General features: G+C 64.6%; 27 protein-coding genes and 1 tRNA gene. 21 read left to right on the plus strand and 7 right to left on the minus strand.

Annotated elements, in window-relative coordinates; genetic code table 11:
- Window positions 1-142: 142 nt before the first annotated feature.
- The 3 genes from H2040_RS06365 to H2040_RS06375 all read left to right on the plus strand — a co-directional run bounded on the left by H2040_RS06365 (window position 143) and on the right by H2040_RS06375 (window position 1863).
- Window positions 143-520, plus strand: coding sequence for a flagellar protein FlaG (locus tag H2040_RS06365; RefSeq protein ID WP_022697181.1), 378 nt, complete (start codon window positions 143-145; stop codon window positions 518-520).
- A 201-nt stretch (window positions 521-721) separates the two neighbouring features.
- Window positions 722-1558 (plus strand): flagellin, encoded by an 837-nt coding sequence (locus H2040_RS06370; protein WP_287156054.1) that lies wholly within the window; start codon window positions 722-724, stop codon window positions 1556-1558.
- A 119-nt stretch (window positions 1559-1677) separates the two neighbouring features.
- The gene (locus tag H2040_RS06375; protein WP_287156055.1) at window positions 1678-1863 is read left to right on the plus strand and encodes a hypothetical protein; all 186 of its coding nucleotides are present in this window, start codon (window positions 1678-1680) and stop codon (window positions 1861-1863) included.
- On the opposite strand, the gene pseB is transcribed toward H2040_RS06375, so the two are convergent.
- Window positions 1851-2933, minus strand: coding sequence for a UDP-N-acetylglucosamine 4,6-dehydratase (inverting) (pseB, locus tag H2040_RS06380; protein WP_022697178.1), 1083 nt, complete (start codon window positions 2931-2933; stop codon window positions 1851-1853). The genes H2040_RS06375 and pseB overlap by 13 nt on opposite strands.
- 124 nt (window positions 2934-3057) lie before the next feature.
- Here pseB and H2040_RS06385 point away from each other — a divergent pair, with 124 nt between their 5' ends.
- The 15 genes from H2040_RS06385 (at window position 3058) to H2040_RS06455 (ending at window position 13936) form a co-directional block, all read left to right on the plus strand.
- Window positions 3058-3843, plus strand: coding sequence for a cytidylyltransferase domain-containing protein (locus tag H2040_RS06385; RefSeq protein WP_287156056.1), 786 nt, complete (start codon window positions 3058-3060; stop codon window positions 3841-3843).
- The gene (locus tag H2040_RS06390; protein ID WP_287156058.1) at window positions 3840-4814 is read left to right on the plus strand and encodes an SDR family oxidoreductase; all 975 of its coding nucleotides are present in this window, start codon (window positions 3840-3842) and stop codon (window positions 4812-4814) included. The genes H2040_RS06385 and H2040_RS06390 overlap by 4 nt, the downstream gene beginning before the upstream one ends.
- Window positions 4712-5788, plus strand: coding sequence for an N-acetylneuraminate synthase family protein (locus H2040_RS06395; protein ID WP_287156060.1), 1077 nt, complete (start codon window positions 4712-4714; stop codon window positions 5786-5788). Before H2040_RS06390 ends, H2040_RS06395 begins: the two co-directional genes overlap by 103 nt.
- The gene (locus H2040_RS06400; protein WP_287156061.1) at window positions 5788-6315 is read left to right on the plus strand and encodes a GNAT family N-acetyltransferase; all 528 of its coding nucleotides are present in this window, start codon (window positions 5788-5790) and stop codon (window positions 6313-6315) included. The genes H2040_RS06395 and H2040_RS06400 overlap by 1 nt, the downstream gene beginning before the upstream one ends.
- Window positions 6316-6410: 95 nt before the next feature.
- The gene (locus H2040_RS06405) at window positions 6411-7835 is read left to right on the plus strand and encodes an amidohydrolase (RefSeq protein WP_287156062.1); all 1425 of its coding nucleotides are present in this window, start codon (window positions 6411-6413) and stop codon (window positions 7833-7835) included.
- A 233-nt stretch (window positions 7836-8068) separates the two neighbouring features.
- Window positions 8069-9337, plus strand: coding sequence for a UDP-N-acetylglucosamine 1-carboxyvinyltransferase (murA, locus tag H2040_RS06410; protein ID WP_287156066.1), 1269 nt, complete (start codon window positions 8069-8071; stop codon window positions 9335-9337).
- 14 nt (window positions 9338-9351) lie between these two features.
- Window positions 9352-9789, plus strand: coding sequence for a DUF2948 family protein (locus H2040_RS06415; RefSeq protein ID WP_022697170.1), 438 nt, complete (start codon window positions 9352-9354; stop codon window positions 9787-9789).
- Window positions 9790-9795: 6 nt separating this feature from the next.
- Window positions 9796-10284: a UPF0262 family protein gene (locus H2040_RS06420; protein ID WP_287156070.1), complete on the plus strand. Its 489-nt coding sequence runs from the start codon at window positions 9796-9798 to the stop codon at window positions 10282-10284.
- On the plus strand, window positions 10281-10727 hold the full coding sequence (locus tag H2040_RS06425; protein WP_022697168.1) for an arsenate-mycothiol transferase ArsC: 447 nt from the start codon (window positions 10281-10283) through the stop codon (window positions 10725-10727). The genes H2040_RS06420 and H2040_RS06425 overlap by 4 nt, the downstream gene beginning before the upstream one ends.
- A gap of 51 nt (window positions 10728-10778) precedes the next feature.
- Complete coding sequence (gene infA, locus H2040_RS06430) at window positions 10779-10997, plus strand: translation initiation factor IF-1 (RefSeq protein WP_022697167.1); 219 nt, start codon at window positions 10779-10781, stop codon at window positions 10995-10997.
- 13 nt (window positions 10998-11010) lie between these two features.
- Complete coding sequence (locus tag H2040_RS06435; RefSeq protein WP_022697166.1) at window positions 11011-11610, plus strand: Maf family protein; 600 nt, start codon at window positions 11011-11013, stop codon at window positions 11608-11610.
- Window positions 11603-12667 (plus strand): ribonuclease E/G, encoded by a 1065-nt coding sequence (locus H2040_RS06440; protein WP_287156072.1) that lies wholly within the window; start codon window positions 11603-11605, stop codon window positions 12665-12667. The genes H2040_RS06435 and H2040_RS06440 overlap by 8 nt, the downstream gene beginning before the upstream one ends.
- Window positions 12668-12681: 14 nt before the next feature.
- Window positions 12682-13566, plus strand: a complete 885-nt coding sequence (locus H2040_RS06445) for a phytanoyl-CoA dioxygenase family protein (protein WP_287156073.1) — start codon at window positions 12682-12684, stop codon at window positions 13564-13566.
- A 12-nt stretch (window positions 13567-13578) separates the two neighbouring features.
- On the plus strand, window positions 13579-13767 hold the full coding sequence (locus H2040_RS06450) for a DNA gyrase inhibitor YacG (protein WP_022697163.1): 189 nt from the start codon (window positions 13579-13581) through the stop codon (window positions 13765-13767).
- 93 nt (window positions 13768-13860) lie between these two features.
- Window positions 13861-13936 (plus strand) — tRNA-Phe (locus H2040_RS06455).
- A 6-nt stretch (window positions 13937-13942) separates the two neighbouring features.
- On the opposite strand, the gene H2040_RS06460 is transcribed toward H2040_RS06455, so the two are convergent.
- Window positions 13943-16054 (minus strand): hypothetical protein, encoded by a 2112-nt coding sequence (locus H2040_RS06460; protein WP_287156074.1) that lies wholly within the window; start codon window positions 16052-16054, stop codon window positions 13943-13945.
- A gap of 177 nt (window positions 16055-16231) precedes the next feature.
- Here H2040_RS06460 and H2040_RS06465 point away from each other — a divergent pair, with 177 nt between their 5' ends.
- Genes H2040_RS06465 through H2040_RS06475 form a run of 3 tightly spaced genes read left to right on the plus strand, consistent with a single transcriptional unit; the run spans window position 16232 to window position 19524 of the window.
- The gene (locus H2040_RS06465; protein WP_287156076.1) at window positions 16232-17734 is read left to right on the plus strand and encodes a flavin-containing monooxygenase; all 1503 of its coding nucleotides are present in this window, start codon (window positions 16232-16234) and stop codon (window positions 17732-17734) included.
- The gene (locus H2040_RS06470; RefSeq protein WP_287156078.1) at window positions 17731-18552 is read left to right on the plus strand and encodes an SDR family NAD(P)-dependent oxidoreductase; all 822 of its coding nucleotides are present in this window, start codon (window positions 17731-17733) and stop codon (window positions 18550-18552) included. Before H2040_RS06465 ends, H2040_RS06470 begins: the two co-directional genes overlap by 4 nt.
- 12 nt (window positions 18553-18564) lie before the next feature.
- Window positions 18565-19524, plus strand: coding sequence for an alpha/beta fold hydrolase (locus H2040_RS06475; RefSeq protein WP_287156082.1), 960 nt, complete (start codon window positions 18565-18567; stop codon window positions 19522-19524).
- Here H2040_RS06475 and H2040_RS06480 read toward each other — a convergent pair.
- The 5 genes from H2040_RS06480 to H2040_RS06500 all read right to left on the minus strand — a co-directional run.
- A complete protein-coding gene (locus tag H2040_RS06480; RefSeq protein ID WP_287156091.1) occupies window positions 19521-20354 on the minus strand; it encodes an META domain-containing protein in 834 nt (277 codons plus the stop codon). The two genes, H2040_RS06475 and H2040_RS06480, sit on opposite strands and share 4 nt — an antisense overlap.
- Before the next feature lie 84 nt (window positions 20355-20438).
- Window positions 20439-20876, minus strand: coding sequence for a curli-like amyloid fiber formation chaperone CsgH (gene csgH / locus H2040_RS06485; protein ID WP_022697157.1), 438 nt, complete (start codon window positions 20874-20876; stop codon window positions 20439-20441).
- A gap of 114 nt (window positions 20877-20990) precedes the next feature.
- The gene (locus H2040_RS06490) at window positions 20991-22763 is read right to left on the minus strand and encodes an ATP-binding protein (protein ID WP_287156105.1); all 1773 of its coding nucleotides are present in this window, start codon (window positions 22761-22763) and stop codon (window positions 20991-20993) included.
- 131 nt (window positions 22764-22894) lie between these two features.
- A complete protein-coding gene (locus H2040_RS06495) occupies window positions 22895-23986 on the minus strand; it encodes an SMP-30/gluconolactonase/LRE family protein (protein ID WP_287156108.1) in 1092 nt (363 codons plus the stop codon).
- A gap of 46 nt (window positions 23987-24032) precedes the next feature.
- Window positions 24033-25449, minus strand: a 1417-nt coding sequence (locus H2040_RS06500) for a coniferyl aldehyde dehydrogenase (protein WP_353844812.1), incomplete at its 5' end; no start/stop codon positions are given.

The raw sequence follows: 25449 nt of genomic DNA on the forward strand, positions 1-25449 counted from the left end.
GAAGCTCCACGGAGAGGCGGGAGCTAGAGGGGTCCAGCTCCCGCCGACTCCATTTTTCCGGGCCGAAGCCGGCCGCGTACGAAGTGACCCCTAGCGCTTTGACAAGTGGAAGGAGCCGGTCCGGGACCGGCCGTGTGGTGTCATGAATGGCGAAATATCACCCGTTACGCCGTTGATTGCCGCGCCTTCGGCGAAATCCGAAAAGCGTGAAGAGACGGCCCAGGGCGACGACAAGCGGATCGTTCCGCCGCGTTACGCCTCTGATGTCGAGATTGTCCGCCGGGCGGACGATCAGGACCAGGAGCGCCGTCACCGCGAGTTCCAGGAGAAAATCCGGGCCGCGCTGAACCTCGAAGCCCAGCTGATGATCGACGAAGACGAAGCGACAGGCGCGTTCGTCTATCGCATCATAAACCGCGAGACGGGCGAGCAGCTTCGCCAGTGGCCGCGGGAAGACATGCTGAAGCTGTCGGAGTTTTTCCGCGGGCTGGACGGGCAGATCGTCGACCGGAAAGTCTGACGGTCAAGGCCGCCGGGTCGGTCAAAACTGCCGGATCAGCAGACATTTATTGCCGCACTGACCGCCGCGCATTCTGGCAATGCGCGGCGTTGTTTTATCCAAGTTACTGAAATTATTGACATTAAGGATATCGATTAACCTTGGCACGGCCATTGCTCCGTGGGCGGGAAGACTACGTTCGCCTTTAGTGGGAGCAGGACCATGGTACTTAGCGTTCACACAAATCAGTCGGCGCTGATCGCCCTGCAGAATTTGAACAAGACAAATGTCCATCTTGAGCAGGCGCAAAACCGCATCAATACGGGCCTCAAAGTATCCGGCGCGAAAGACAACGCCGCCGTTTACGCCGTCGCGCAGGGCATGCGCGCCGATACCGGGGCGCTAAACGCCGTTTCGACGAGCCTGGATCGGGCCAACTCGATCTCCGATATTGCGCTGGCTGCGGGGGAGAGCATCTCCGACCTGCTGGTGGAGATGCGGGAAAAGGCGACCGCCGCCATGGACCCGTCCTTGGATACGTTCAGCCGCGAAGCCTATAACGCCGATTTCAAGGCGCTGATCGACCAGATTAATGTCATCATCCAGAACGCCGAGTTTGACGGCGCGAACATTCTGGACGGGTCGATCTCCGGCGGCATTGAATTCCTGGCGGATGCGGACGCGGCGCGCACGCTGACGCTGAAGACGCAGGACTTCACCTTCTCCGGCTCCATCATTTCCCTGTCCTCCTCGGCAAGTCTTGGAACCGTGACGCTGGCGACCGAGGCGGTCTCCCAGATCAAGGCGAGCCTGGACAATGTAAACCAGGCGTTGGCCAATCTCGGCTCCGACCTGAAGAAGATCGAGGCGCACAATTCCTTCGTCGACAAGCTGAAAGGCTCGCTGGAAGTGGGCGTGGGCAATCTGGTCGACGCGGATCTGGCCAAGGAAAGCGCCAAGTTGCAGGCCTTGCAGGTGAAGCAGCAGCTGGGCGTTCAGGCGCTCTCCATCGCCAACAGCCAGCCGCAGATCATCCTGTCCCTGTTCGGCGGCGGATAGTCCGCTCAACAGACAGCGTAGTCATGATGAAGGGCCCGCCGGAAACGGCGGGCTTTTCGCATTGAGGTGGCCGGGCGTCCGGGCGCAATAGGGCTGGCGCCGCATGGCGGGGGCAGATGATGCGCAGGGCTTTAGTGATCTTCGGCTGGTTGAACGCGGCCGCGGTCATGCCGGACGGGTTCGTGCGCCGGCCGTTTGGCCTGCCGGCGCTGGTCTATTTCCCCGTCCGGGTGGTTATGGGCATCGGGATCGGCTGGCGGGCGCTGGATGTAGCCGCCCGTATGAAGGCCGCTCAGGCCGCGTAGCTTTTCTCGACCATGGCCTGCAAGGCGCGGGCGTCGAAGCGTTCGGGGTTGGTGTCGGAGGAGTATGAGAAATCCTCCGGCGTTTCCGTGGCGCCGTCGGCCAGCCAGGCCTGTTTCTTCTCCGGCGAGAAGGCCGGCAGGATGACGTAGCGGTCCTCGATCTCCACGGTCCAGCGCCCGTCGTCTTCCGGCACCATTGTTTCGTGCAGCTTTTCGCCCGGGCGGATGCCGATGATTTTCTGCTCCAGTGACGGGGCGAGGATTTTGGCCAGCTCCACCGTGGTCATGGACGGGATTTTCGGCACGAAGATTTCGCCGCCCTTGGCGTGCTCCAGGCTGGAGAGGACGAAGTTCACCCCTTGCTCCAGCGTGATCCAGAAACGGGTCATGCGGGCGTCCGTGATGGGCAGGGAGTCCGCGCCCTCCGCAATCAGCTTGCGGAAGAATGGCACGACCGAGCCGCGGCTGCCCATGACATTGCCGTAGCGCACGACCGAGAAGACTGGTCCGCCGGCGCCGCCCATATGCTCGGCGGCGGTGAAGATCTTGTCCGAGGCCAGTTTCGAGGCGCCGTAGAGATTGACCGGGTTGGCGGCCTTGTCCGTGGACAGCGCGCAGACGCGTTTCACGCCGGCCTGAATGGCGGCGCGGACCACGTTCTCCGCGCCCATGACATTGGTCTTGATGCACTCGAACGGATTGTACTCGGCGATGGGGACGTGTTTCAGCGCCGCGGCGTGGACGACGATATCAACGTCGCGCATCGCCTGCGTCAGGCGCGAGACGTCCCGCACGTCGCCGATGAAATAGCGCATGAAGGGATAGGTCTCGACCGGGAAACGCTGAGCCATTTCGTATTGCTTCAGCTCGTCCCGGGAGAAGATGATCAGTTTCTTCGGCTTGTATTCAGAGACCACGGTCTCGACGAATTTGTGCCCGAAAGAGCCGGTGCCTCCGGTGACAAGAATGGTCTTGCCGTTGAGGTCGGCGCGCGGGGCGCGGAAATCGCGGCGCGAGATGAGGGCTTCCAGCTTGCGCTCGGCGCTGGCCTGGTCCGTTTCGGCGGTCATGGATCGGGTCGTCCCTTCGACGGATTCGTTTTCAGGGTCGAAACTGACCGGTTTTGGTTAACGGCTCATTAGGCCGCACGCCTGTAATGTCTGTTTCGTCTCCAGACCAAGGGGGGCGAGACACGTGAGCTTCGCCGTTATCGTTCAGGCCCGCACGGGGTCCAGCCGGCTTCCGGGCAAGATTCTGGAAATGCTGGGCGCGAAAACCGCGCTGGAGCGGTGTCTCGACCGTTGCAGGCAAATTCCCGGCGCGGACCTGGTGGTCGCCGCCATTCCCGACATCGAAGATGATGACGAGCTGGCCGAGTTCGCCGCCGACAAGGGTTATTTTGTTTCCCGCGGGTCCGAAAAGGACGTGCTGTCCCGCTACGCCAGAGCGGCGCGCGAGGCGGAGGCGGAGACCGTGATGCGCGTGACCTCCGACTGTCCGTTCATCGATCCGCAGATTTGCGGCGAGACGGCGCAATTGCTGGCCAGCTCCCGCGCCGATTACGCCTGCAACAACATGCCGCCGAGATTTCCGCACGGGCTGGACTGCGACATCTTTCCGGCCGCGCTTCTGCATGAGGCCGACCGGAAAGCGCATGACCCCTATGACCGCGAACACGTAACGCCATGGCTGCGGACCAATCCCAATCTGGTCCGCGCCGCGCTGCTCGGCCCCGGGGAGGGGGCCGAGCGTCTGCGCTGGACGCTGGATTACCCGGAAGACCTGCAATTGTGCCGCGACATCTACGCGGCGCTGGGCGAGGCGGCGGCGACGGTCAGCGCGCCGGCCCTGATCCGCTTCTGCATGGATAACGCGCATCTGCTGAACGCCAATGAAGGCCGGGTGGACGAGGCGCGGCTGACGGCCGGCGCCAAGGCGACCCTGACCACGGCGCGCAAGACGCTGGAGCCGGCGGCGTGAAGCGGTGGCTCGTCCTTGGAGGGTCGGGGACCCTTGGCCGGGCCATCAGCGCCGAAATCCGCCAGCGCGGCGACTCCGTGGTCACCGCGGCGCGGCGCGGCGCGGACCTTCCCGTCGATATACGCCAGACGAACTGGCTTTCCGGCGCGCTGGAGGCGGTGAAGCCAGACGGGATTATCAATTCCGCCGCTATTGTGGACCTGAAAGCCTGTGAGGCGGACCCGGAGCTGGCGCATGCGGTGAACGCCGCGCCGGTGGGCGATCTGGCCCGCTGGAGCCGGGAGACCGGCGGGGCGCTGATCCAGATTTCCACGGACCATTATTTCGACGGCGATGGCGACGCGGCCCATGACGAGGACGCGCCGGTCACGCTGCTGAACGAGTATGCGCGATCGAAATTCGCCGGCGAGGAATACGCGCTGGAAGCGCCCGGCGCGCTGGTCGTGCGGACCAATGTGACCGGCCATAATCCGGGCCGCGAGACGCCGACTTTCGCCGACTGGGCCGCCGCCTCCATCCGCGAGCGCCGCCGCCTGACCCTTTTCGAGGATTTCTTCACCTCCACCATTGATGCGGAGTCGCTGGCCGCGGCCGTGCTGGACCTGCACGCGGCGGGGGCGTCGGGCGTGCTGAACGTGGCGTCCAGCGACGTGTCCTCCAAATGGGAGTTCGTTCACGACCTCGCCGCGGCGATGGGAATCGTTCTTGATTGGGCGGAGCGCGGAACGGCGCGGGGGATGACGCCGCCGCGCGCCTTGAGCCTGGGGCTGGATGTGCGCCGCGCCGAAGCCATACTGGGCCGCCCGCTGCCGGACCTTCTGGAGGTCTGCGCGGCGCTGGCCGACACGATTGAAGGAAATGCGCCCGAATGGAATGGGACGAACAATTCGAAATCAATGGCCGGACGGTCGCGCGGGGCGCGCCGGCCTATTTTATCGCCGATATTGCCTCTTCGCATGACGGGCAGCTAGACCGCGCGGTCTCGCTGATCCACCTGGCGAAGGAAGCCGGGGCGGACTGCGCCAAGTTCCAGCATTTTCTGGCCCGCGACATCGTCTCCGACGAAGGCTTCAAGGCGCTGGGCGGTCAGATGGCCCACCAGTCCGAGTGGAAACAGTCCGTCTACGAGATTTTCGAGAAATACCAGACGCCGCGCGACTGGACCGAAACGCTGGTCGCCGAATGCGGCAAGGCCGGCATCGATTACATGACGACGCCCTACGACCTGCAGGCGGTGGAGCTGATGGCGCCGCATCTGGAGGCCTACAAGATCGGCTCCGGCGATATCGCCTGGACGGAGATGATCCGCACGGTGGCGCGCACCGGAAAGCCGGTTTTCATCGCCACGGGCGCGGCTGACATGAGCGATGTCGAGCGCGCCATGGACGCGGCGCTGACCGAGACCCGGCAGATCTGTCTGATGCAGTGCAACACCAATTACACGGGCGATCCGAAGAATTTCGGCTATGTGAATCTGAACGTGCTGAAGGGGTTTGCCGAACGCTGGCCGGGTCTGCCGCTGGGCCTGTCGGATCACACGCCGGGCCATGCGGCGGTGCTGGGCGCGATCACGCTGGGCGCCTGCGCGGTGGAAAAGCATTTTACCGACGACAATGATCGCGACGGGCCGGACCATCCCTTCTCCATGAACCCGCAAAGCTGGCGTGAAATGGTGGACCGCACGCGGGAGCTGGAGCTGGCGCTGGGCGACGGGGTGAAGCGGATCGAGCCGAACGAACATGACAGCGCGGTGGTGCAACGCCGCTGCCTGCGCCTGACCCGCGCGATGAAAGCCGGGGAGACGATTGGCGAGGACGACCTGGAGGCTTTGCGGCCCCGCCCCGAGGGCTCCATCGAACCCTTCGAGCTGGGCAACGTGGTCGGGACGACGCTGACGGCGGACAAGCTGAAAGGCTCCGCCCTGCTGCGGGACGATTTGGCATGATGAGCGGGACCCATACGGCGCTGCGGGAGATCCTTGAAGAGGATCTGGAGGCGCTGCGCGTCTGGCGGAACAATCCGGATCAGCGCCGCTATTTCCGCGAGTATCGCGACATCACGCCTTCCATGCAGAAGGGCTGGTACGAGAACACGGTCTGCAGGGACGACCGGGTGCGCATGTTCGCCATTGCCGAGAAGGCGAGCGGGCGGCTGCTGGGCGCGTGCGGGCTTTGCTATATCGACTGGCTGCGCCGCTCCGCCGATTTCTCCATCTATCTGGGCGCGGACGATCTCTATATCGACGACACTTTCGCGCCGGACGCCGCGCGCCTGCTGCTGCGCTACGGGTTCGAGGAGCTGAACCTGCACCGGGTGTGGGCGGAGATTTACGACTTCGATTCCGCCAAGCGCGATTTCCTGCCCGCCCTCGGTTTCAAGCTGGAGGGGCGGCACCGCGAGACCCACTGGTCGGAGGGGCGCTGGTCGGATTCGCTTTTCTACGGGCTGCTGGACCGCGAGTATTTCGGCTAGCGCCTGAACGTCCCCGCCGCATTGCGAAGCGCGCCGCGCCGCCCTAGCGTGACTCCCGAAATCGAAGAGATGAATCTTTCGGGGAGTTAGACCGCATGCGCCTTGTCACCACAGCCCTTTCCGCCGCCCTTCTGGCCGCGCCCGCCTTTGCGCAGGACGCCCATGACTATGTCGCCGAGCGCGTGGACGCACGCGAAGATATGGCGGTCGATACCGCCGAGAAGCTGTGGAACTGGGCCGAGGTCGGCTATCAGGAAACGCAGAGCACGGATCTGCTGCAATCGCGGCTGGAGAGCGAAGGGTTCGAGATCGAGGAGGGCGTGGCCGGCATCCCGACCGCGTTCATCGGCGAATGGGGCGAGGGCGGTCCGGTCATCGCCATCCTGGCCGAGATGGACGCCCTGCCGGGGATTTCGCAATCCGCCTCGCCGACGCGGGAGATTGTTGACGGCAAGCACGCCGGCCAGGCCTGCGGCCATCATCTGTTCGGGTCGGCCTCGGTCACCGCGGCGCTGGCCGTGCGCGACTGGCTGGAAGAAACCGGCACGCCGGGCCGCATCCGCGTCTATGGCACGCCGGCCGAAGAGGGCGGTTCGGGTAAGGTCTATATGGCGCGCGCGGGCCTGTTCGGCGATGTCGATACGGTGCTGCACTGGCACCCCTCGGACCAGAACAAGGCCAATCCGGGATCGAACCTGTCCAACCGTTCGGGACGTTTCACCTTCACGGGCGTTTCCAGCCATGCCGCCGCCGCGCCCGAAAAGGGCCGCAGCGCGCTGGACGGCGTCGAGGCCATGAACATGATGGTCAACATGCTGCGCGAGCACGTGACGCAGGAAACCCGCATTCATTACGTGATCACCGAAGGCGGCGAAGCCCCGAACGTGGTGCCCGATTCCGCGCAGGTTTATTACTATGTCCGCAATCCCGAGGTGGACGGACTGGAAGCGGTCTGGGCGCGCGTTCTGAAGGCCGCCGAAGGGGCCGCGACCGGCACGGGAACCGAGGTGGACGTGGAAGTGATGCACGGCAACCGTCCGCTTCTGGCCAATGAATCGCTGCAAAAGCGCATGCATGAAAACCTGCAGGAAGTCGGCGGCGTGGAATATGACGCCGAGGAACTGGCCTTCGCCGAAAAAATCCGCGAATCCCTGGACAGCCCGGAAATCGAGCTGGGCTCTCAGGAAGAGGTCTATCCCTACGAGATGGAGCAGAGCTATGGCTCCACCGATGTGGGCGATGTCAGCTGGGTCGCGCCGACGGCGGGCCTGCGCACGGCGACCTGGGTGCCCGGCACGTCGGCCCATAGCTGGCAGGCGATTGCGGCGGGCGGCATGAGCATCGGCCACAAGGGCATGATCAACGCCGCCAAGGTGCTGGCGATGACCGCGACCGATCTCTACACGGACGAGGCGCTGCTGCAGTCCGCCAAGGACGAGTACCAGTCCCTGATCGGGCCGGACTTCGAGTATTACGCGCTGCTGGGCGACCGCGAGCCGCCGCTTGATTACCGCAAATAGCAAGGCGCAGGGTCGAACCATGGCCGGAGACGGAAAAACGGAAAAGGAAGAGCGCGAGGCGCGGCTGGCGGAGGAATTGCGCAAAAACCTCCGCCGCCGGAAGCAGGCGTCCAAGGCGGTAAAGGAAAAAAACCGCAAAGACGCCTGAACCGCGCCTTCACTTGGCCGTTGTGTTTTCGCCTCATCACGCCATAAGGCCCGAAACTCTCAACCCGTAACGCCCGCGGAGCATCATGGATTCCATTATCATTGGCGGCGGCAAGCCGCTGAACGGCGACATTCCGATTTCCGGCGCCAAGAACTCGGCGTTGAAGCTGATGGCGGCGGCGCTGCTGACCGACGAAAAGGTCACGCTGACCAACATGCCGCGGCTGCGCGACACGCGCTTTCTGGCCGATCTGCTGGGCGATCTGGGAATGGCGGTGGATGAAGAGGGCGACAATGTCACCCATCTTCACGCGCCGCATATTACCTCGACCGTGGCGCCCTATGACCGGGTGCGGAAGATGCGCGCCAGCTTCAACGTGCTGGGTCCGCTTCTGGCGCGCGCGGGCAAGGCGGAAGTCTCCCTGCCCGGCGGATGCGCCATCGGCGCGCGGCCGGTGGACCTGCACCTGCAGGCGATCAGCCGCTTTGGTGCGGCTATCGAGTTGTCAGCGGGCTATGTCCACGCCTTCGCGCCGGACGGGCTGCGGGGCGGGCATGTGAACTTCCCGTTCGTTTCCGTCGGCGCGACCGAGCACGCCATGATGACCGCCGCGCTGGCCAAGGGCGAGAGCGTTCTGGAGAACGCGGCGCGGGAGCCGGAAATCGTCGATCTGGCCGATTTCCTGAACAGTTTCGGCGCGAAGATCGAAGGCGCGGGCACGTCCACGATCCGGATCGAGGGCGTGGAGCGCCTGTCGGGCGGGACCTACGCCGTGGTGCCGGACCGGATCGAAACGGGCACGTTCGCCATCGCCGCAACCGCGGCCGGCGGCAAGGTGCGCCTGACCGGCGTGCGGGAAGAGCATCTGCACGCCCTGTGGCCGCTGCTGGAAGCGGCGGGGGCGGAAATCGGGCTGAACGGGGACAGCGTAACGATCTCTCGCGATCCGTCCGCCCGGCCGCACTCGGTCGATATGGCGACCCAGCCCTATCCGGGGTTTCCGACCGATCTGCAGGCGCAATTCATGGCCTTGATGACGATTGCCGACGGGGCTTCGGTCATCCGCGAAAACATCTTCGAGAATCGCTTCATGCATGCGCCGGAGCTGAACCGCATGGGCGCCAATATCCGCGTCGATGGCAACGAAGCGGTGGTGCGCGGCGTGGAAAGCCTGGTCGGCGCGCCGGTCATGGCGACGGATTTGCGGGCCTCGGTTTCGCTGGTGATTGCGGGGCTGGTCGCCGAGGGGCAGACGCAGGTGAATCGCGTCTATCATCTTGACCGCGGCTTTGAGCGGCTGGAAGAAAAGCTGGGCCGGGTGGGCGCCGAGGTGCGGCGCGCCCCGGGCGAATAGGGACAGGATATTCCATGGCGAAACCCAAGCCGCTGAAGCTGAAGGCCGAGGATGCGGAGGATCTGAAGATCATCTCCGCCGCGCTTCAGGATGCGATCGGACGGCTGGGCGATTTTCGCTATGACCGGACCGAGCGTCATTTCACCGCCGAGTTCAACCGTTTCCAGTGGGAAGCGGCGGAGCAGGGGCGCAAGCAGCGCGTCCGCAGCGCCGTGCGCTTCCACGACGTGATGGATACAAAGGCCAGAAACCTGAAACGCGACGCCGCCGAGGCGGTGGTCGAGCTGCTGGCCATCGAGTTCGAGCCGGGCGAAGCGCCGGGCGGGGCCTTGCGCCTGATCTTTTCCGGCGGCGGTGAAATGCGGCTGGAGGTAGAATGTATCGATGCGCTGCTGGCCGATGTCTCAGCGCCCTGGCCGACGCGGCGCGCGCCCGAACACGCCGATGACTAGGCGTTCATGAGCGATAGCGCGGAGCACAAGCTGGTCGCGGTGCGGCTGGACAAGGCGTCGCTGGCCGCCTCCAGCGCTGACGCGGAGCATGAGCGGCGCGTGGCGATCTATGACTTGCTGGAAGAAAACAGCTTCAAGCCCAAAGACAGCGACGCCGGCCCTTACGAGCTGGATCTGTCGCTGGCCGACCAGCGGCTGGTCATGGCGGTCAGCCGGCCCGAAGGCGAGGCGGTCCATACCTTTGTTCTTTCGCTGTTGCCCTTTCGCGGCGTCATCAAGGACTATTTCATGATCTGCGAAAGCTACTACGAAGCGATCCGCACTGCCGCCCCCTCCCGGATCGAGGCGATCGATATGGGGCGCCGGGGTTTGCACAATGAGGGGTCGGAGCTGTTGCAGGAGCGGCTTTCGGGCAAGGTCGAGGTGGATTTCGACACCGCGCGGCGGCTGTTCACGCTGATCTGCGCGCTGTCGCGCCGGGGCGTGGTGACATGAGCGCTTCCAGACCCGCCGCCGTGCTGTTCGCCTGCAACATGAACTCCATCCGCTCGCCGATGGCGGCCGCGCTGGCGCGGCGGCGGTTCGGCAAATGGCTGCACGTGGAATCCTGCGGCGTCATGGCGGGCATGGCCGACCCTTTCGCCGAATTCGTGATGGACGAGCTGGGCGTGGACATGAGCGGGCACGAGGCCAAGGCGTTCGAGGACCTGGAAGAGAATAATTTCGACCTGATTATCAGCCTGACGCAGGAAGCCGACCTGCGGGCGAAGGAAATCACCAAGGGCCTGTCGGTCGAGACTGAATTCTGGCCCATTCCCGACCCCACGATGGAGGCCGGATCGCGCGAGCGGCGGCTGGAGGCGTTCCGCGCCCTGCGGGACGATCTGGACCGCCGGATTGCAGCGCGCTTCGCCGATCTATCGACGAATCCGCTTTGAGGCGCCATATACAGGCGCAAATACGCAAAATTACCGAGTTAGAGGAGCCGCATGGCGAAAGAAGAATTGCTGGAATTTCCGGGCGAGGTTGTCGAACTTCTGCCCAACGCGACCTTCCGGGTGAAACTGGAAAACGACCACGAGATCATCGCCCACACGGCGGGCAAGATGCGCAAGAACCGCATCCGCGTGCTGGCCGGCGACAAGGTGCTGGTCGAGATGACGCCTTATGACCTGACCAAGGGGCGCATCACCTATCGCTTCAAGTAAGCCGCGCGTCGGCATGCGTGCGGACGCGCCCCTGATCCTGGCCAGCGCCAGCCCGCGTCGCGCGGAGCTGCTGGCCCGCATCGGCGTCACGCCGGACCGGATCAGCCCAGCCGACATTGATGAAACGCCCGCCAGGGCTGAGCTGCCGCGCCCCTATGCGCAGCGGCTTGCGCGCGAGAAAGCGCGGGCCGTGGCGGAAGAGGGCGCTTTCACCCTGGCCGGAGATACGGTCGTGGCGGTGGGACGGCGGATTCTGGAAAAGCCGGAAGATGAGGCGCAGGCGCGCCGCTTCCTGACCCTGATGTCGGGCCGCCGCCACACGGTGATCACGGCCATCTGCCTGATCGCGCCCGATGGCGCGGCGTCTGAACGCTGTGTCGAGACGCAGGTGAAGTTCAAGCGCCTGACCGAGGCCGAAATCGCCGCCTATCTGAAAAGCGGGGAATGGCGGGGCAAGGCGGGCGGCTATGGCGTGCAGGGCATGGCCGAAATGTTCGTCACCCATATCAATGGATCTCATTCGGCGGTGGTGGGCCTGCCGCTATACGAGACCGCCAGCCTGTTGAGCGGGCGGGGCTATCCGATTCTTGCCGGCGATGACGGCGATGCGTGAGTTGCTGATCGACGCGGCGGTGGGCGAGACCCGCACCGCCCTGATCGAAGGCGGCCGCATTGCCGAGATTCATGTTGACCGCTGGAGCGAGGCGGGCCGCTTCGCCGCCGCCGGGGTTCGCTATCGCGTCCGCGTCGCCAGCATCGACCGGGCGCGGGGCGGGGCCTTCGTGGAACTGGGCGTGGGGCCTGCGGGCTGGATGCCGCTCTCGAAAGACCGAAAAGACGTGACCGAGGGCGCTGCCGTGGAGGCGCGCGTGCGGGCCGAGGCGCACGCGGATAAAGGCCCGCTGATGGTGTTCGAGGCGCTGGCGGAGCCGGGCGCGAACGCCCCGGAGCTGTTGTCCGGCGAGGCGAGCTGGGGCGCGCGTTTTCCGGAGGACGAGATTGTCGTCCGGCAGGCGGAAATCGTGGACCGGACGGATATTGACGACACGATCCATGCGGCCCTGGGCGCGCGGGCGGCGATCCCCGGCGGGGGGACGCTCTGGATCGAGCCGACGCGGGCGCTGACCGCCATTGATGTGGATTCCGGCGGACGCGAAATGAAGGGCGGCAAGGCGCGCGCGACCAAATCGCTGATTGTCGACGCCGCCGCGGAAATCGCTTTCCAGACGCGGTTGCGCGGGCTGGGCGGCCTGTTGGCCGTGGACCTGCCGCATTTGCCGCGCCCGGCCCGCAAGGAGGCGGACGCGGCCATGCGCAAGGCGTTCGCGAACGATCCGCGCCGGGTGGAGTTCGCCGGGCTGTCGCGCTTCGGGATCATGGAAATCGCGCGCGAGCGGGCCGAACGGCCGCTGGCGGAGATCATGCTGAACGAGGACGGGGCCTTGAGCGTGGAGAGCGCGGCGCTGGCCGCGCTGCGGGCGCTGGAGCGGGAAGGGGCGGCCAATCGCGGCGCGCAACTGACGCTACGCGCAGCGCCGGAGGTGATTGGCTGGCTGAAGCGCGATACAATCGGCTGGCGCGCCGCGATGACCGAGAGACTCGGCCCGCGCTTCGTGATCGAGAACGATCCGGAGGCCGCGCGCGACAGGGCGGACGTGAAACTCCGCTAGGGAGGGAGGACATCATGGAAGACGGCAAGGTGCTGAGCGCTGAACAGATCGCCGGTTATTGGGAGGATGGCTATATCGTCATCCCCGGCGTGCTTTCTGCGGACGAGATCGAGACCTACAAGGCGCGCGCCCGCGCGGTGGCGCACGGCGAATATCCGCCGGAGGCCAAGTCCCGCATCATGCGCGACGTGCGTATCGCCAAGGGGGTTGTTCCGGCGCCGGAAGACCCCGAAGACGGGCTGTGGAAGCTGATGAACCCGGACCGGTTCGACCAGACCTTCCGCGATTTCACTTATACGCCGAAGCTTCTGGACCCGGTGGAGGACTTGCTGGGGCCGGACCTGATCGCCTTCCTGATGATGATGATCTACAAGCCGCCCATGGTGGCCGACGCGGTGCATCCCTTCCATCAGGACGCCTTTTATTTTCCGTTCGGCCCGCACGAGAAAGTGCTGGGCTGCTGGATTCCGCTGGATGACGCCGATGAGTCGAACGGCACGCTGGTCGTGGTGCCGGGGTCTCACAAGAACGGGGTGGCGGCGCACGAATATCCGGACGGGCTGGTGAATATGGGCAGTTTCCATATTCCGGGCGCGGACGAGGCCGAAGGCGCGAGAGTGCTGGAAGTGAAGGCCGGGGATGCGGTGCTGTTCAATTCCCGCACTTGGCACAAGAGCCTTGGCAACCGGTCAGAGCGCCGCCGGCGGGTGATCACCATGCACGCCGCCAGCGCCGAATGCGCGCCGACGCGCGACGCCGATATCGGCGAATTCGGGATGCGCCTGGTGCGCGGGGAGCTGCATGAGGGCGGCATCCAGCCGCCGGCGGAGGCGAGCCTGGCGTTCAGGACGCACAGCGCCTCCAGCTTCGAGAATGATGTCAGCCTGCCGCAACGATAAGAAAAGGTCCGCATGCCCCGTAAAACAGCCAGTCCCGCCTGTCCGATCTGCGGCGATCCCGCCGACAAGAGCTACAAGCCGTTTTGTTCGCGCCGCTGCGCGGACGTCGACCTTGGCCGCTGGCTGAAGGGCAAATACGCCATACCGGGGGAGCCTGTGGACCCGCGCAGCCGCCTCGAAACGGAAGAGGATGGAAATTAGGCGCCGCGCGGTCTTGGCTTGGCTTTTCGCCTCGCCTATAAGCGCGCCTCTCGCCCATGCGAACGCTGTCCCTCAAACGGGATTCGCGACGGGGCCCGGGTAGCTCAGTTGGTAGAGCAGCGGATTGAAAATCCGCGTGTCGGCAGTTCAATTCTGTCCCCGGGCACCATTTTCCTCACTGAAGATCAGCGTCTGGCCCGCTCTCCAGACAATCGGCGAATCTGCGCCAGAGCGGCGCGGCGTCTTCCCTGACTTCATAGACATTGGCCGGGTGACGGCGGTGCGTTGTTGTGTGAATGAGCCGGAAACGCGTGTCCTGGCCGAGGAAAGCCGCCCCGCGATATTCAAAAATGAACCGGACCCGGTTTTCAAAAACCGTCTGGTCGATCAGCGCGTAATTGGCGGCGCGGTACGGGTTGCGGCCGGCGATGTGATGCGCCCGGGCGACGATGCCGACACATTGCTCCGGTATTTCCGCCCGGCCGAGAATAGCATCATAGATACGGCGGTCGCCGGACCGGGGGCGCAGGATGTTCTTGCTGGGGCTGTTGAGGGGAGACACGAAGACCCGCCGCTCGAAAGACGGAAAATGAAAGCTGTAAGTGTGCTCCCCGGAATTGATCAGAAGCAGATTGGCCTCCGGAAACTGCTTCAGCAGCTGGATGACCATGGCTGACATATATTCGTTCTGCAGGCCCTGCGCGGTGCGGTCCGGAAACGCGTCCAGACGGCGGTCTATAAAGTCGAGAGAGACCGCGTGGCCGCGGGTCACGATCTGGGCGTTATAAAGAATGCAAATGCCCAGAAGCACATAGAGCCCGGGGCGCGCCCGCGGCAGCTTCGTGACCATCAGCGCCAGCCCCGCCGCCAGCAGCGCCAGCCAGAACACCTGATAGCGGCCCACGGACGAGTAATTGTCGGCGGCTTCCTGGGCGACCTGAAACCCCCATTGCGTGATCAGGATGGCGTTGGCCGCCAGGATGGCGGCGGCGAAAATATAAAAACGCCCGGCTTCCGGCTGTCCCCGGAAGCCGGTCCTTGCGTGGAACACGGCGGTGGCCGCCGCGAAGGACAGCGTCAGCACCGGCGCAAGGACGCCGAAACCGCCCGAATTCGCCATGAAATCCCGGTCCAGGGGCGGAAGCGACAGCAGCAGGTGCGGGGCCAGTTTCACGATCGCCAGAAACGCGTTCCAATGGGACGCCTCTGTGCTGATGACCCCCTTGTCATAGAATTGTTCCGGCAGCGGGTTCGCCCCGAACGTTATGGGAAAGTCATAAGGATAGAGCGGGTTTCCGAAGCCTGTCAGGTTCGCCAGATAGACCGCGCCGCCAATCACGAGTATGACAGCGCCCGCGGCGAGCGTTTCGGAGCCGACCGCGGCAAAGCGCCCGGTCTGATCGCTGAGCCGGATGCGCTGGACGAACCATATGAGGGCGGCGAAGGCGACGGTCACGACGCCAAAACTCTTGGTCCCCAGCGCAAGGCCCGCGGCGGCGGCGAAGATGATCCAGTTCAGTCTGAACTGATCCTGACGGAGCGCGGTGAAGATGGCCGTCAGGGACGCCGCCCAGAACAGAATATCGGCCCCGTGATTCATGCCCTGCAACAGGACCAGCGGCGCGGACGAGGCCGTGACGGACAGAATGAAAGCCGGCGCGGCGTCCGCGCCGAAACTGCGCGCGATGAAATAGGTCACCGCGGGCCAGAGCGCGAAAACGCATAGCAATGGAAACAGGCCGGAGAGAATGTCGCTGCCGGTCAGGACCAGCGGCAAGCCCCAGAGCAATCCCGTGACGTGGGGGAAGTGATTGATCCTAAAATCGGCTTCCGGGGCATAGGCGATCTGGTCCATCGCCGCCCAGCTGACGGGGGCGGCGAAATGATAGCGCAACGCATCCCCGATGCTCGCGGGCGTCACGATCTGCGCGTAAGCGCCATAGAGCAGTAACAGGATCCACGCCGCTGCAAACGGCCAGACAATGGCGGGAATGGCGCCGGGGGAGGGAAGGCTGGGCCTGGGTAAGCGCGCCTGCCCCCGCAAAAAATAGAGTGTGGCGAGACCGGCGGCCAGCAGCGCCAGCGCGGCGGCGACATAGGCGGGCCGGGTAAAGGAAATCCGGCCCACGGCCTCCGTGAAGGCGGCGGTGATGGCGAGAAACGCAATCAGATAACCGGCCACGAAGGCCGCGCCGTTACGCGGCCCGGCCAGCCGTGTCAGCGCCAGGGCCGCCGCGCCAAGGGCGCCCAGCACGACTAGCGCGGAAATGATTGCGGAGACGACCAAGAATGATGACTCGGGAATGGCGATGGCGGCGCTCAACACGCTTGTAGCGCAAAGGGGCGAACAGCTGAACCAAAAGAAAACGCGGGCCGCGCGGTTTTGCCCCTCGCATTCGGCGGGCGCATGCTTACGCTGACGTGAGGGAGAGGCGGCGTCAGATCCGCCTTTAAAGTGGAGATTATGGCCGAAGAGCATTTCGACGTGCTGGTCGTGGGGGCCGGCGTCTCGGGCATTGCGGCGGGGTATCACCTGCAGAAACGCTGCCCGGACCGTAGCTACGCCATTCTGGAAGCGCGCGAGGCGATGGGCGGAACCTGGGACCTGTTCCGCTATCCGGGCATACGCTCCGATTCCGACATGTACACGTTCGGCTACGCTTTTCGCCCCTGGACCAGCGGCAAGGTGTTCGCCGACGGCCCGGCCATCCGCCACTACGTGAAGGACACGGCCGAGCGCCACGATATCGAAAGCCATATCCGCTACCGGCATCGCGTCGTGTCCGCCGACTGGGATGGCAAGTCGGCGCGCTGGACCGTCACCGTGGAGCGCGGGGCGGGCGGCGAGCGCGCCGTCTATACATGCGGCTTCCTGATGATGTGTTCGGGCTATTATCGCTACGACAAGGGCTATCTGCCCGCGTTCGAGGGGATGGAGGATTTCACGGGCCGCATCGTGCATCCGCAACACTGGCCGGAGGATCTGGATTACGCCGGCAAACGGGTGGCGATCATCGGCAGCGGCGCGACGGCGGTGACGCTGGTCCCCGCCATGGCGGAAACGGCGGCGCACGTGACGATGGTGCAGCGGTCGCCCAGCTATATCGCGGCGCGGCCGATGCGGGACCGTATCGCCGACGGATTGCGCAAAGTCTTGCCGGGCGGGCTGGCCTATCGCCTGACCCGGGCCAAGAACGTGCTGCTGACCATCTATTTTTACCAGCTCTCCCAGCGTTTTCCGGAATTCGTGAAACGTCAGGTGATGAAGGCGATCGAGAAGGAGCTGGGCGAGGGCGCCGATGTCGGGACGCATTTCAACCCGAGCTATAATCCCTGGGACCAGCGTTTCTGCCTGGCGCCGGACGGCGATTTCTTCCAGGCGCTGAAAGACGGAAAGGCGTCCATCAGGACTGACCATATCGACCGGTTTACGCCGGACGGGCTGAAGCTGAAATCGGGGGAAGTGGTGGAAGCGGACATCATTATCCCCGCCACCGGCCTGCAGATGCTGCTGCTGGGCGGCGTCGATTTCAGCGTCGACGGCGCGCCGTTCGTGGCGAAGGATTCGTTCGCCTATCGCGGCATGATGCTGAGCGGGATGCCGAACCTGGCGTTGGCCTTCGGCTACACCAACGCGTCATGGACGCTGAAAGTGGACCTGACGTGCGAGCGGGTCTGCCGTCTGCTCAATCACATGAAACGCAAGGGCTATGACTATGTAGAACCCGTCGCGCCGCCGGATCTGGAAGCGGAGCCGCTTCTGGATTTCTCGTCGGGCTATGTACAGCGCTCCATCGCCGAGTTTCCGAAACAGGGCGCGCGTCCGCCGTGGCGGGCCTATCAGAACTATATCCAGGACATGCTGGCGATCCGCTATGGCAAGCTGGAAGACGGGGAAGTGCATTTCGGGGAAGCGGGCGATGCAATGACGGGCCGGGACAATGCTCCCGCGAAGGCGGCGGAATGAGCGGCCGGATGGACTTTGCGGGCCGGACAGCCGTGATCACGGGGGCGGCCAGCGGCATTGGCGCGGGACTGGCCGGGGCGCTGTCCGCGCGCGGCTGTCATCTGGCGCTGGCCGATATCAATATGGCCGGTCTGGAGGCGGTGCGGAAATCCCTGCCGGGGGAGGGACGGATCACCCTTCACGCGATCGATGTCTCCCAACCCGACGCCATCGCGGCGTTCGCCAAGGCGGTGAGGGACGAACATGGCGGGGCGCATCTGCTGTTTAACAATGCCGGAGTCGCTGTCGGCGGGATGTTCGAAGAGATTGCGCCGGAGGATTTCGAGTGGCTGTTCGCCATCAATTTCTGGGGCGTGGTGCGCATGACGCGCGCTTTCCTGCCTCTGCTGCGGGAAGCGGACGCCGCGCATATCACCAATATTTCCAGCATTTTCGGCGTCATCGCCCCGGCCGGCCAGACCGCCTATAGCGCCAGCAAGTTCGGGGTGCGCGGCTTTTCGGATGCGCTGCGGCATGAGCTGGCGGGATCGCCTGTCGGCGTGACCACCGTGCATCCGGGCGGCGTCGCCACGCAGATTGCCAATAGCGCCCGTGTCCCGGCCGGAGCGAGCGGGGAAGAGATCGCGGCGCGGCGGGAACAGGCGAACCGTCTGCTGACCATGCCGCCGCCGCAAGCCGCCGAAATCATCCTGAAGGCTGTTGAAAAGCGCAAACCCCGCGTGCTGGTCGGACGGGACGCAAAATTGGCGGCCCTGTTCGAGCGGCTGAGCCCCGGCGGCTACTGGTCCCTGATCAATCGCCGCGCGGAAAGAATTTAGACGGAGACGCCCATGACCGCCTTTCTGATCGTTCTGGCGATACTGATTGCGATAATCGCCCTGCCGCTGCTGGGGTTGTTTCTGTTTTCCCGGCGCATGGCGGCCAAGGTTGAGGCCGGGATGCCGCCTGCGGGGCAGTTCACCGATGTGAAAGGCGGACGCATTCACTGGCTGTCAAAGGGGGAGGGGCGGCCCGTCGTGATGATCCACGGCCTGTCGGGCAATCTGCACAATTTCACTTACGCCACGGCCAAGCCCTTGGCGGCCGATTACCGCGTCATCGCGGTTGACCGGCCCGGTTGCGGCTATTCCACGCGGGACCGGGACGATCTGGCGCGGATTCCCGAACAGGCGCGCATGATCGCCGAATTTGTTGAAAAGGAAGGCATCGAGAAGCCGCTGATCGTCGGGCATTCGCTGGGCGGCGCCGTGGCGCTGACCCTGGCGGTCAATCACCCCGAACGGATTGGCGGACTGGCGCTCGTCTCGCCCCTGGTCGAGCCGCAGGACGAAGCGCCGCCGATGTTCAGGAGCATCGATATTTCAAGCCCGCTTATCCGCCGCCTGATCGCGGAGACCATCGCCGTTCCGATGGCGATACGGCGCGGCGCGAAGACGCTGGCGCTGGTGTTCGCGCCGGACAGGCCGCCTGCGGATTTCGGAGTGAAGGGCGGGGGGCTGTTGTCGCTGCGGCCGGACGCGTTCTACGCCACCTCCACCGATCTGCACGCCGTGCCGATGGACTTGCCGGGGATCGCGCCGCGCTATGGCGAGATATCGGTTCCCGCCGGGGTTCTCTATGGGGCGCAGGACCGCGTTCTGGACGCGCAAACCCATCTGGACGCGTTACGCGCGGCGCTGCCGGAAATCGAAATCGTGACCCTGCCGGAAACCGGCCACATGCCGCTGGCTGCCGCGCCGGAAGAGACGGAAAGCTTCATCCGGCGCATGGCGGACAAGACATTCGCCTAGCGGCGGGCGGTGATCGCCGGCGTATCGCGGGAATAGAGCACCAGCGCGCCGGTCTCCGAAATCTCGAAACGGTCGATGCCGGATAGCGCGGTCAGGAAGCGGTTTTCCTGATTCATCAGGGCCGGGGCGCAGGCCTTCTTGGTCGACATGGCGCGTTCGAAGCTCAGCCCTTCGCCCGTGATCGAATATGAGGCGTTATAAGTGTTGCAGGAGGCCATGCCGCTGACCCGGCCTTCTTCCTGAAAATTCAGCGTCACGCGGGAGGAGTCGATAATGCCGCCCTGCGCGATATCCTCGACCACCCATTCCGGGCCGGTCAGCAGGTCTTCCGGCGCGCCGCCGCACCCCTCAAGCGTCTGGTCCGGCGTCTCCACCGTGACCGATTTTGGATAGTTCATGCCGCTCATCGGATCCTGGCAGAGCGTGTCCCGGACCGTGGCCACGACGTCATCGGAAAGCGCATAGCGGACGCCGCCATTGACGGGCTCTGGCGCCGGCGCTTTGAAAGTGGCGCGGTTCTGGCCGTAATCGGTCAGCAATTCCGCCTCTTCAGCGCCGATGGTCAGCGACCAGCCCGGCTCCTGCCCGATCGCGGTCAGTTGCGGCGTTCCGGCGGTTTCATCGCTATCCGGCGCGGTGGTCTCGGCGGAGTCTTCATTCTGCCGGATGCCTTCGCCGGCCGTCGTTGTGGGGCGGTCGGAATTGTCCTGGGTCATGGCCGTCTCCGTCTCTGCCGCGGGGGCGGCGCGGTCGGGATCGCAGCCCGTGGCGCCGATAACGCCAAAGGCGAGAAGGCAGAGGAGCGGCTGGGCGGATAGCGGGCTGGTCATGTTATTCTCCGGCGGCTTGCTGCGGGGGAGATTGCGCGTCCCCCGCAGGTAAAACCCGAAAACGGCTATTTTGATCCGTGGAAACTAGAAGCGGCGGCCCTCGCCTGGAAAGCCGCTGCGCGAGCGCAGATCGGACCGCACCACGCGCGCCGCGTTGCCGCGCATGACGTCCTGACAGATCAGGCCGCCATCGGGGGCATAGACGCGCAGCGTCGCGCGGAAGCTGTTCTCGCGCTCCACATCGATGCGGCTGAGCCCGCCGCGGCGCCAGCCATAGCCGCCGAAATCGCCGGTCAGACGGGCGGAGGTCGAGCCGGTGGGCGTATAGATGTCGGCGATCATCTCATATTCGCCGGTAACGCCGCGATCGGCGGAGGCGCGCAGGGAAACGCCCTTTGCGTTGCGTTCCACCTGAATCGCGCAGCCATCGGGGGCGGAGGCGAGATTGGCCGGGGCCGCGCCCGCAGCGCCCGCCAGGGCCGTCAGCGCCGCTGCGCCGGCAATCAGAAGTCCGTGTTTCATCGGGGCCGCTCCATTGTCCTGTTTAGTGACCATGGAGGCGTTTTAGAGGGCCGGGCGTGAGCCGGCCCTGAAACCCCGGTTCATCCTGCATACATCAGCCGGGAAGCGTCCGGGTCAGGCGGGCCGCGGAGCGTCGCCGCGGCGGCTTTCCATGGCGGAAACCATCGCGCCCAGCATCTGGCGCGGGTCCAGCGGCTTGCTGGCATAGGCGTCCATGCCGTTCTGCAGGCATTTGTCCCGGTCGCCGGTCATCGCGTCCGCAGTCAGGGCGACGATGGGAATTTGCGACCAGGCCTCTTGCGATTCGCGAATGGCGGAGGCCGTCTTGAAGCCGTCCATGACCGGCATGTGGACATCCAGAAGAACAAGATCGAACGGACCGTCCGCCAGCAGGTCCAGCGCGTCCTGCCCGTTCTCCGCCTCCATGATCTCGCAATCGAAATCGGCCAGGAATATCGAGGCGACCTGACGGTTCACGGCGTTGTCGTCCACCACCAGAACGCGCTTCTCGCGCACGCGCGATCTGTATTGCGACAGCTCCGCCTCGTCATTGGCGGCCTCGTGCAGGGCCGCGCCGTGACGGGCGAGGAAATCGATGCAGAAACTGGAGCCCTGGCCGGCCGCGCTTTCAACGCTCGCGTCGCCGCCCATCAGGTTCGCCAGCCGCCGGACAATGGAGAGCCCCAGTCCGGAGCCCTGAAAACGCCGGGATATGGAGCTGTCGACCTGGGTGAAGGGCGTGAAAAGCCGCTCGGCCATTTCCGGGCTGATGCCGATGCCCGTGTCAGTGACCGCGACAAATACCCGCAAATCGCCGTCTTCCTCCGCTTCGGCGGGCTGCGATCTGGCGCTGACCGTGATCGAGCCGGTCTCCGTGAATTTCACCGCGTTCGACAAAAGATTGGAAACACACTGCCCCACGCGCAGCGGATCGAAGACGATTTGACGGGGCAAGGTTTCGTCGACGTCCAGCGAAAGCGTCACCCCGTTCTCGCGCGCCGCGCCTTCGAAAAGGGAAACCGCCTGGGCGAGCGTGGCTTCGAGATCGGCTTCGACCGGTGAAATTTCCATCCGGCCGGCTTCGATCCGCGACAGGTCCAGCACGTCGTTGAGGACAGCGGTAAGGAGATTGCCGGACGCTATGATGGTGCTGATCTGTTTTTGTTGCGCCGGGTCTTCCGCGCCGCGCTCCAGCAGCCGCGCCATGCCGAGAATGCCGTTCAAGGGCGTGCGAACTTCATGGCTCATTGTGGCGAGGAAGGCGGATTTTGCGTCGCTCGCCTGTTCGGCGGCGCGCTTCTGGTCTTCCAGCGAGTGGGTGGTTTCACGCAAATCCTGGCGCGTCCGGTAATAAACCTGAGAGGCCCGCCATGCGAAGCCGGTCATCAGGATCAGCATGCTCATCAGCATGACCTGTTCGACGCCGGAAAAAGGCGGATCCACAAGCGGCGCGCCGATCAGGACAAGGGTCGTCGGCCCGCCCCCGGCCAGCAGCGTGACATGCGAGCCGTGCATGAAGCCCTGCACATAGATCAGGGTGCCCGCCCACAAGCAGACCGCCGCCATCTGGTAGGCGGGCGTATCGGTAAACCACAGCATGAGGCTGAGGGTCAGCCAGGCGGAAACCGCCGCCACCGCCGCGGCCAGAAAAAACATGCGCGTTCTGAACGTTGCGGGAGAGGCCTTCAGCAGCGTGTCGGAAGCCCATTTGGAATAGATTTCGATGGGTATGATCAGGGCAAGCCAGATGGCCATGGATTGCCAGCCCAATGAAAGGCCAACCAGCGGGGCCAGGATGGCCACCAGCAATAGCCGGCTTATCCAAAGGGAATTGGACCCCGTGGCCGCATCGGCAATCGCCGGATCATTGAAAAACCGCGCCAGCATCATCGTATCCAACCGGGCCTGAATAGCGCGGATCTATAAGGGAGACGTGTTTTAAAGCGGTTAAATATACAGGTTGTATATTCGCAAAACTCGCCTTGCAGGACTGGAGCGTTCTTCAGCCTGCGCCGGCGTTACTGGCGGTCGGGGGCGCGGTATCTTCCAATGACCGGGGCGGTGAGCGAGCCGATCCAGATATATTCGCCTTCAGGAACCGCGTTGGCGATCATGCCGAAGCGGCCGTCCGGGTCATGATAGGAATCCAGGTAGTCTCCCTCCTCGTTCATCACCAGCACGAATCCGCTGGACGGCCCTGCGCGCAGCCACAGGCCGCGCGGCAGCTTGGTGATCATCTTCGTGAGAAACGGGTTTTCATGCAGGAAGGCGAGGACGGGCGAGCGCTGGGTGTCCATGGCGACATAGAGCTTGCCTTGCCGGTCGCTCATCACGCCGTCGGGAATACCGGGCAGGTTTTCGGCGATTATCTCCGCCGCGCCGGCGTTCGGGCCATCCAGCCAGTATCGCTGGATGCGATAGCGGAATGTTTCCGCCACGAAGACCGAGCGTCCGTCCGCCGCCATGGCGACGCCATTGGCGAAATAGAGGTCATCCAACAACAGCGCCGTCTCGCCGGTATCCGGATGATAGGCGTAAAGCGCGCCCCAGGGCCGGTTCTCCACCATGTCCATCACGTAGTCCGGGCCGCTTTCCGATCCCGCGCCCCATTTCGATGTGGCGTCGGTGAAATAGATCGTCCCGTCGTCCGCCACATCCAGATCGTCGCCGAAGCCGAAGGGTTCGTCGTCATAGGCGTTGGTCAGAAGTTCGCTCTCGCCGGTTGCGACATTCACGCGGTAAAGCCCGTCCGGCGCCATGGCGGCCAGATCGCCCTCCGGCGTCCATTGCAGGCCCAGAACCGGATAGTTGGAGACATCGGCGACGGTTTCCACCGTGTCGGAACCCGGACGCAAGCGCACCAGCCGTCCGTCCGGTTGCCCGGCATAGACCGCGCCGTCGGGACCAATGGCGATATCCTCTGAACTCATAACCGCGCCCGCGCCGATCTGTTCGGCCTGGGCAAGACGGCCGCGCGGCTCCAGCACGCCGGTCATTTCCGGCGGTTCCGGCTCATCCCAATAAGCGGGATCGGCCTTTGCGGGCCACAGATACCAGACCGCGCAAATGACGATCAGGATCGCGAAAAGCCAGAGCAGGGCGCGTCCCATGGGTTCCTCCCCGAACCGTTAGGGCGGGCGTGCCGGAAGCGCCGCGTCAGCGCTTATGCAGGCCCGCGATGAAGTCGAACATCTTGCCGTAAGGCGGCGCGATCAGGCGCGAAGGATGCCAGACCGGCGCTTCGAACACGGACCGCTCATGCGTGAATTCCAGAAAGCCGCGTTCGCCGTGATAGGCACCATAGCCGCTCTTTCCGACGCCGCCAAAGGGCATGTCCTCGACCGACAGGTGCAGCATGGTGGCGTTCACGGAGGCCCCGCCGGACATCGTCTGTTCCAGCACGCGGCGGGACTGGCTCTTTTCTTTCGAGAAGACATAGAGGGCCAACGGCCGGTCGCGGCCATTCACGAAATCGATGGCCCCGGACAGCAGCTCATAGCCAAGGACCGGCAGGACCGGACCGAAGATTTCCTCCTGCATCAGCGGGCTGTCTTCGGGCAGGTTCAGGATGACCGTCGGAGGAATCTTGCGCGCCGCCTTTGCGGCCTCGGCGTCATGTTCGGGCTGAAGAATCCGGGCGCCGGCGGCCCGCGCTTCCTCGATCATGCCGCTGAGGCGGTCATAATGTTTTTGGGAGACGATGGCCGTGTAGTCGTCATCGCTGGAAAGGTCCGGATAGAAGTCCGAAACCGTCGCGATCAGCGCCTCCCCGATTTCCTCGACCCGGCGATTGGGGACCAGCACATAGTCCGGCGCCACGCAGGTCTGGCCGGCATTGAAGAATTTGCCCCAGGCCAGCGGCTTCATGAGGTCCTTCGTCTCATAGGACTCGGTGACGATGGCCGGCGATTTTCCGCCCAGTTCCAGCGTCACCGGCGTCAGGTTTTCCGCCGCCGCTTTGGCGACGATCCGGCCGACATGGGTGGAGCCGGTATAGAAGAGGTGGTCGAAGGGGAGGGCGGTAAAGGCCTCCCCCACGGACGGCCCGCCCGTGACCACCGCCACCTGATCTTCGGAAAATCGCTCGCCCAGCAGGCGCTTCATCAGCTCCGCCGTCGCGGGCGTGTATTCGCTGGGCTTGATCATGGCGCGGCACCCGGCGGCCAGCGCGGCGATCAGCGGCGCGATGGCCAGCTGGTAGGGATAATTCCAGGGTGAAACGATGCCCGCCACGCCCTTCGGCTCGCGCCGGACATAGGCCTTGCCGGGGGCCAGCGTCATCGGGACGGAGGCCTTTTGCGGCTTCGCCCATTTATCCAGATTCTTCAGCGCGTGCTTGGCGGACGCCAGAACGAAGCCGATCTCGCCCAGCTGTGTCTCCGCTTTCGAGCGGACGCCGTAATCGCTGGCTATGGCGTCAGCGATTTCGCCGGCATGGGCGGCGGTCAGGGTCTGGACGGCCTCAAGGTCCGCCTTGCGCTCGTTCAGCGGGCGGTGGCGATCACGCGCAAAAGCGTCCTGCTGACCGGCCAGCAGAGATTTCATCCGTTCGATCTGACGGGCGTCGATATCG

The sequence above is a fragment of the Euryhalocaulis sp. genome (assembly GCF_013911995.1).
GTDB classification, from domain to species: Bacteria; Pseudomonadota; Alphaproteobacteria; order Caulobacterales; family Maricaulaceae; genus Euryhalocaulis; species Euryhalocaulis caribicus.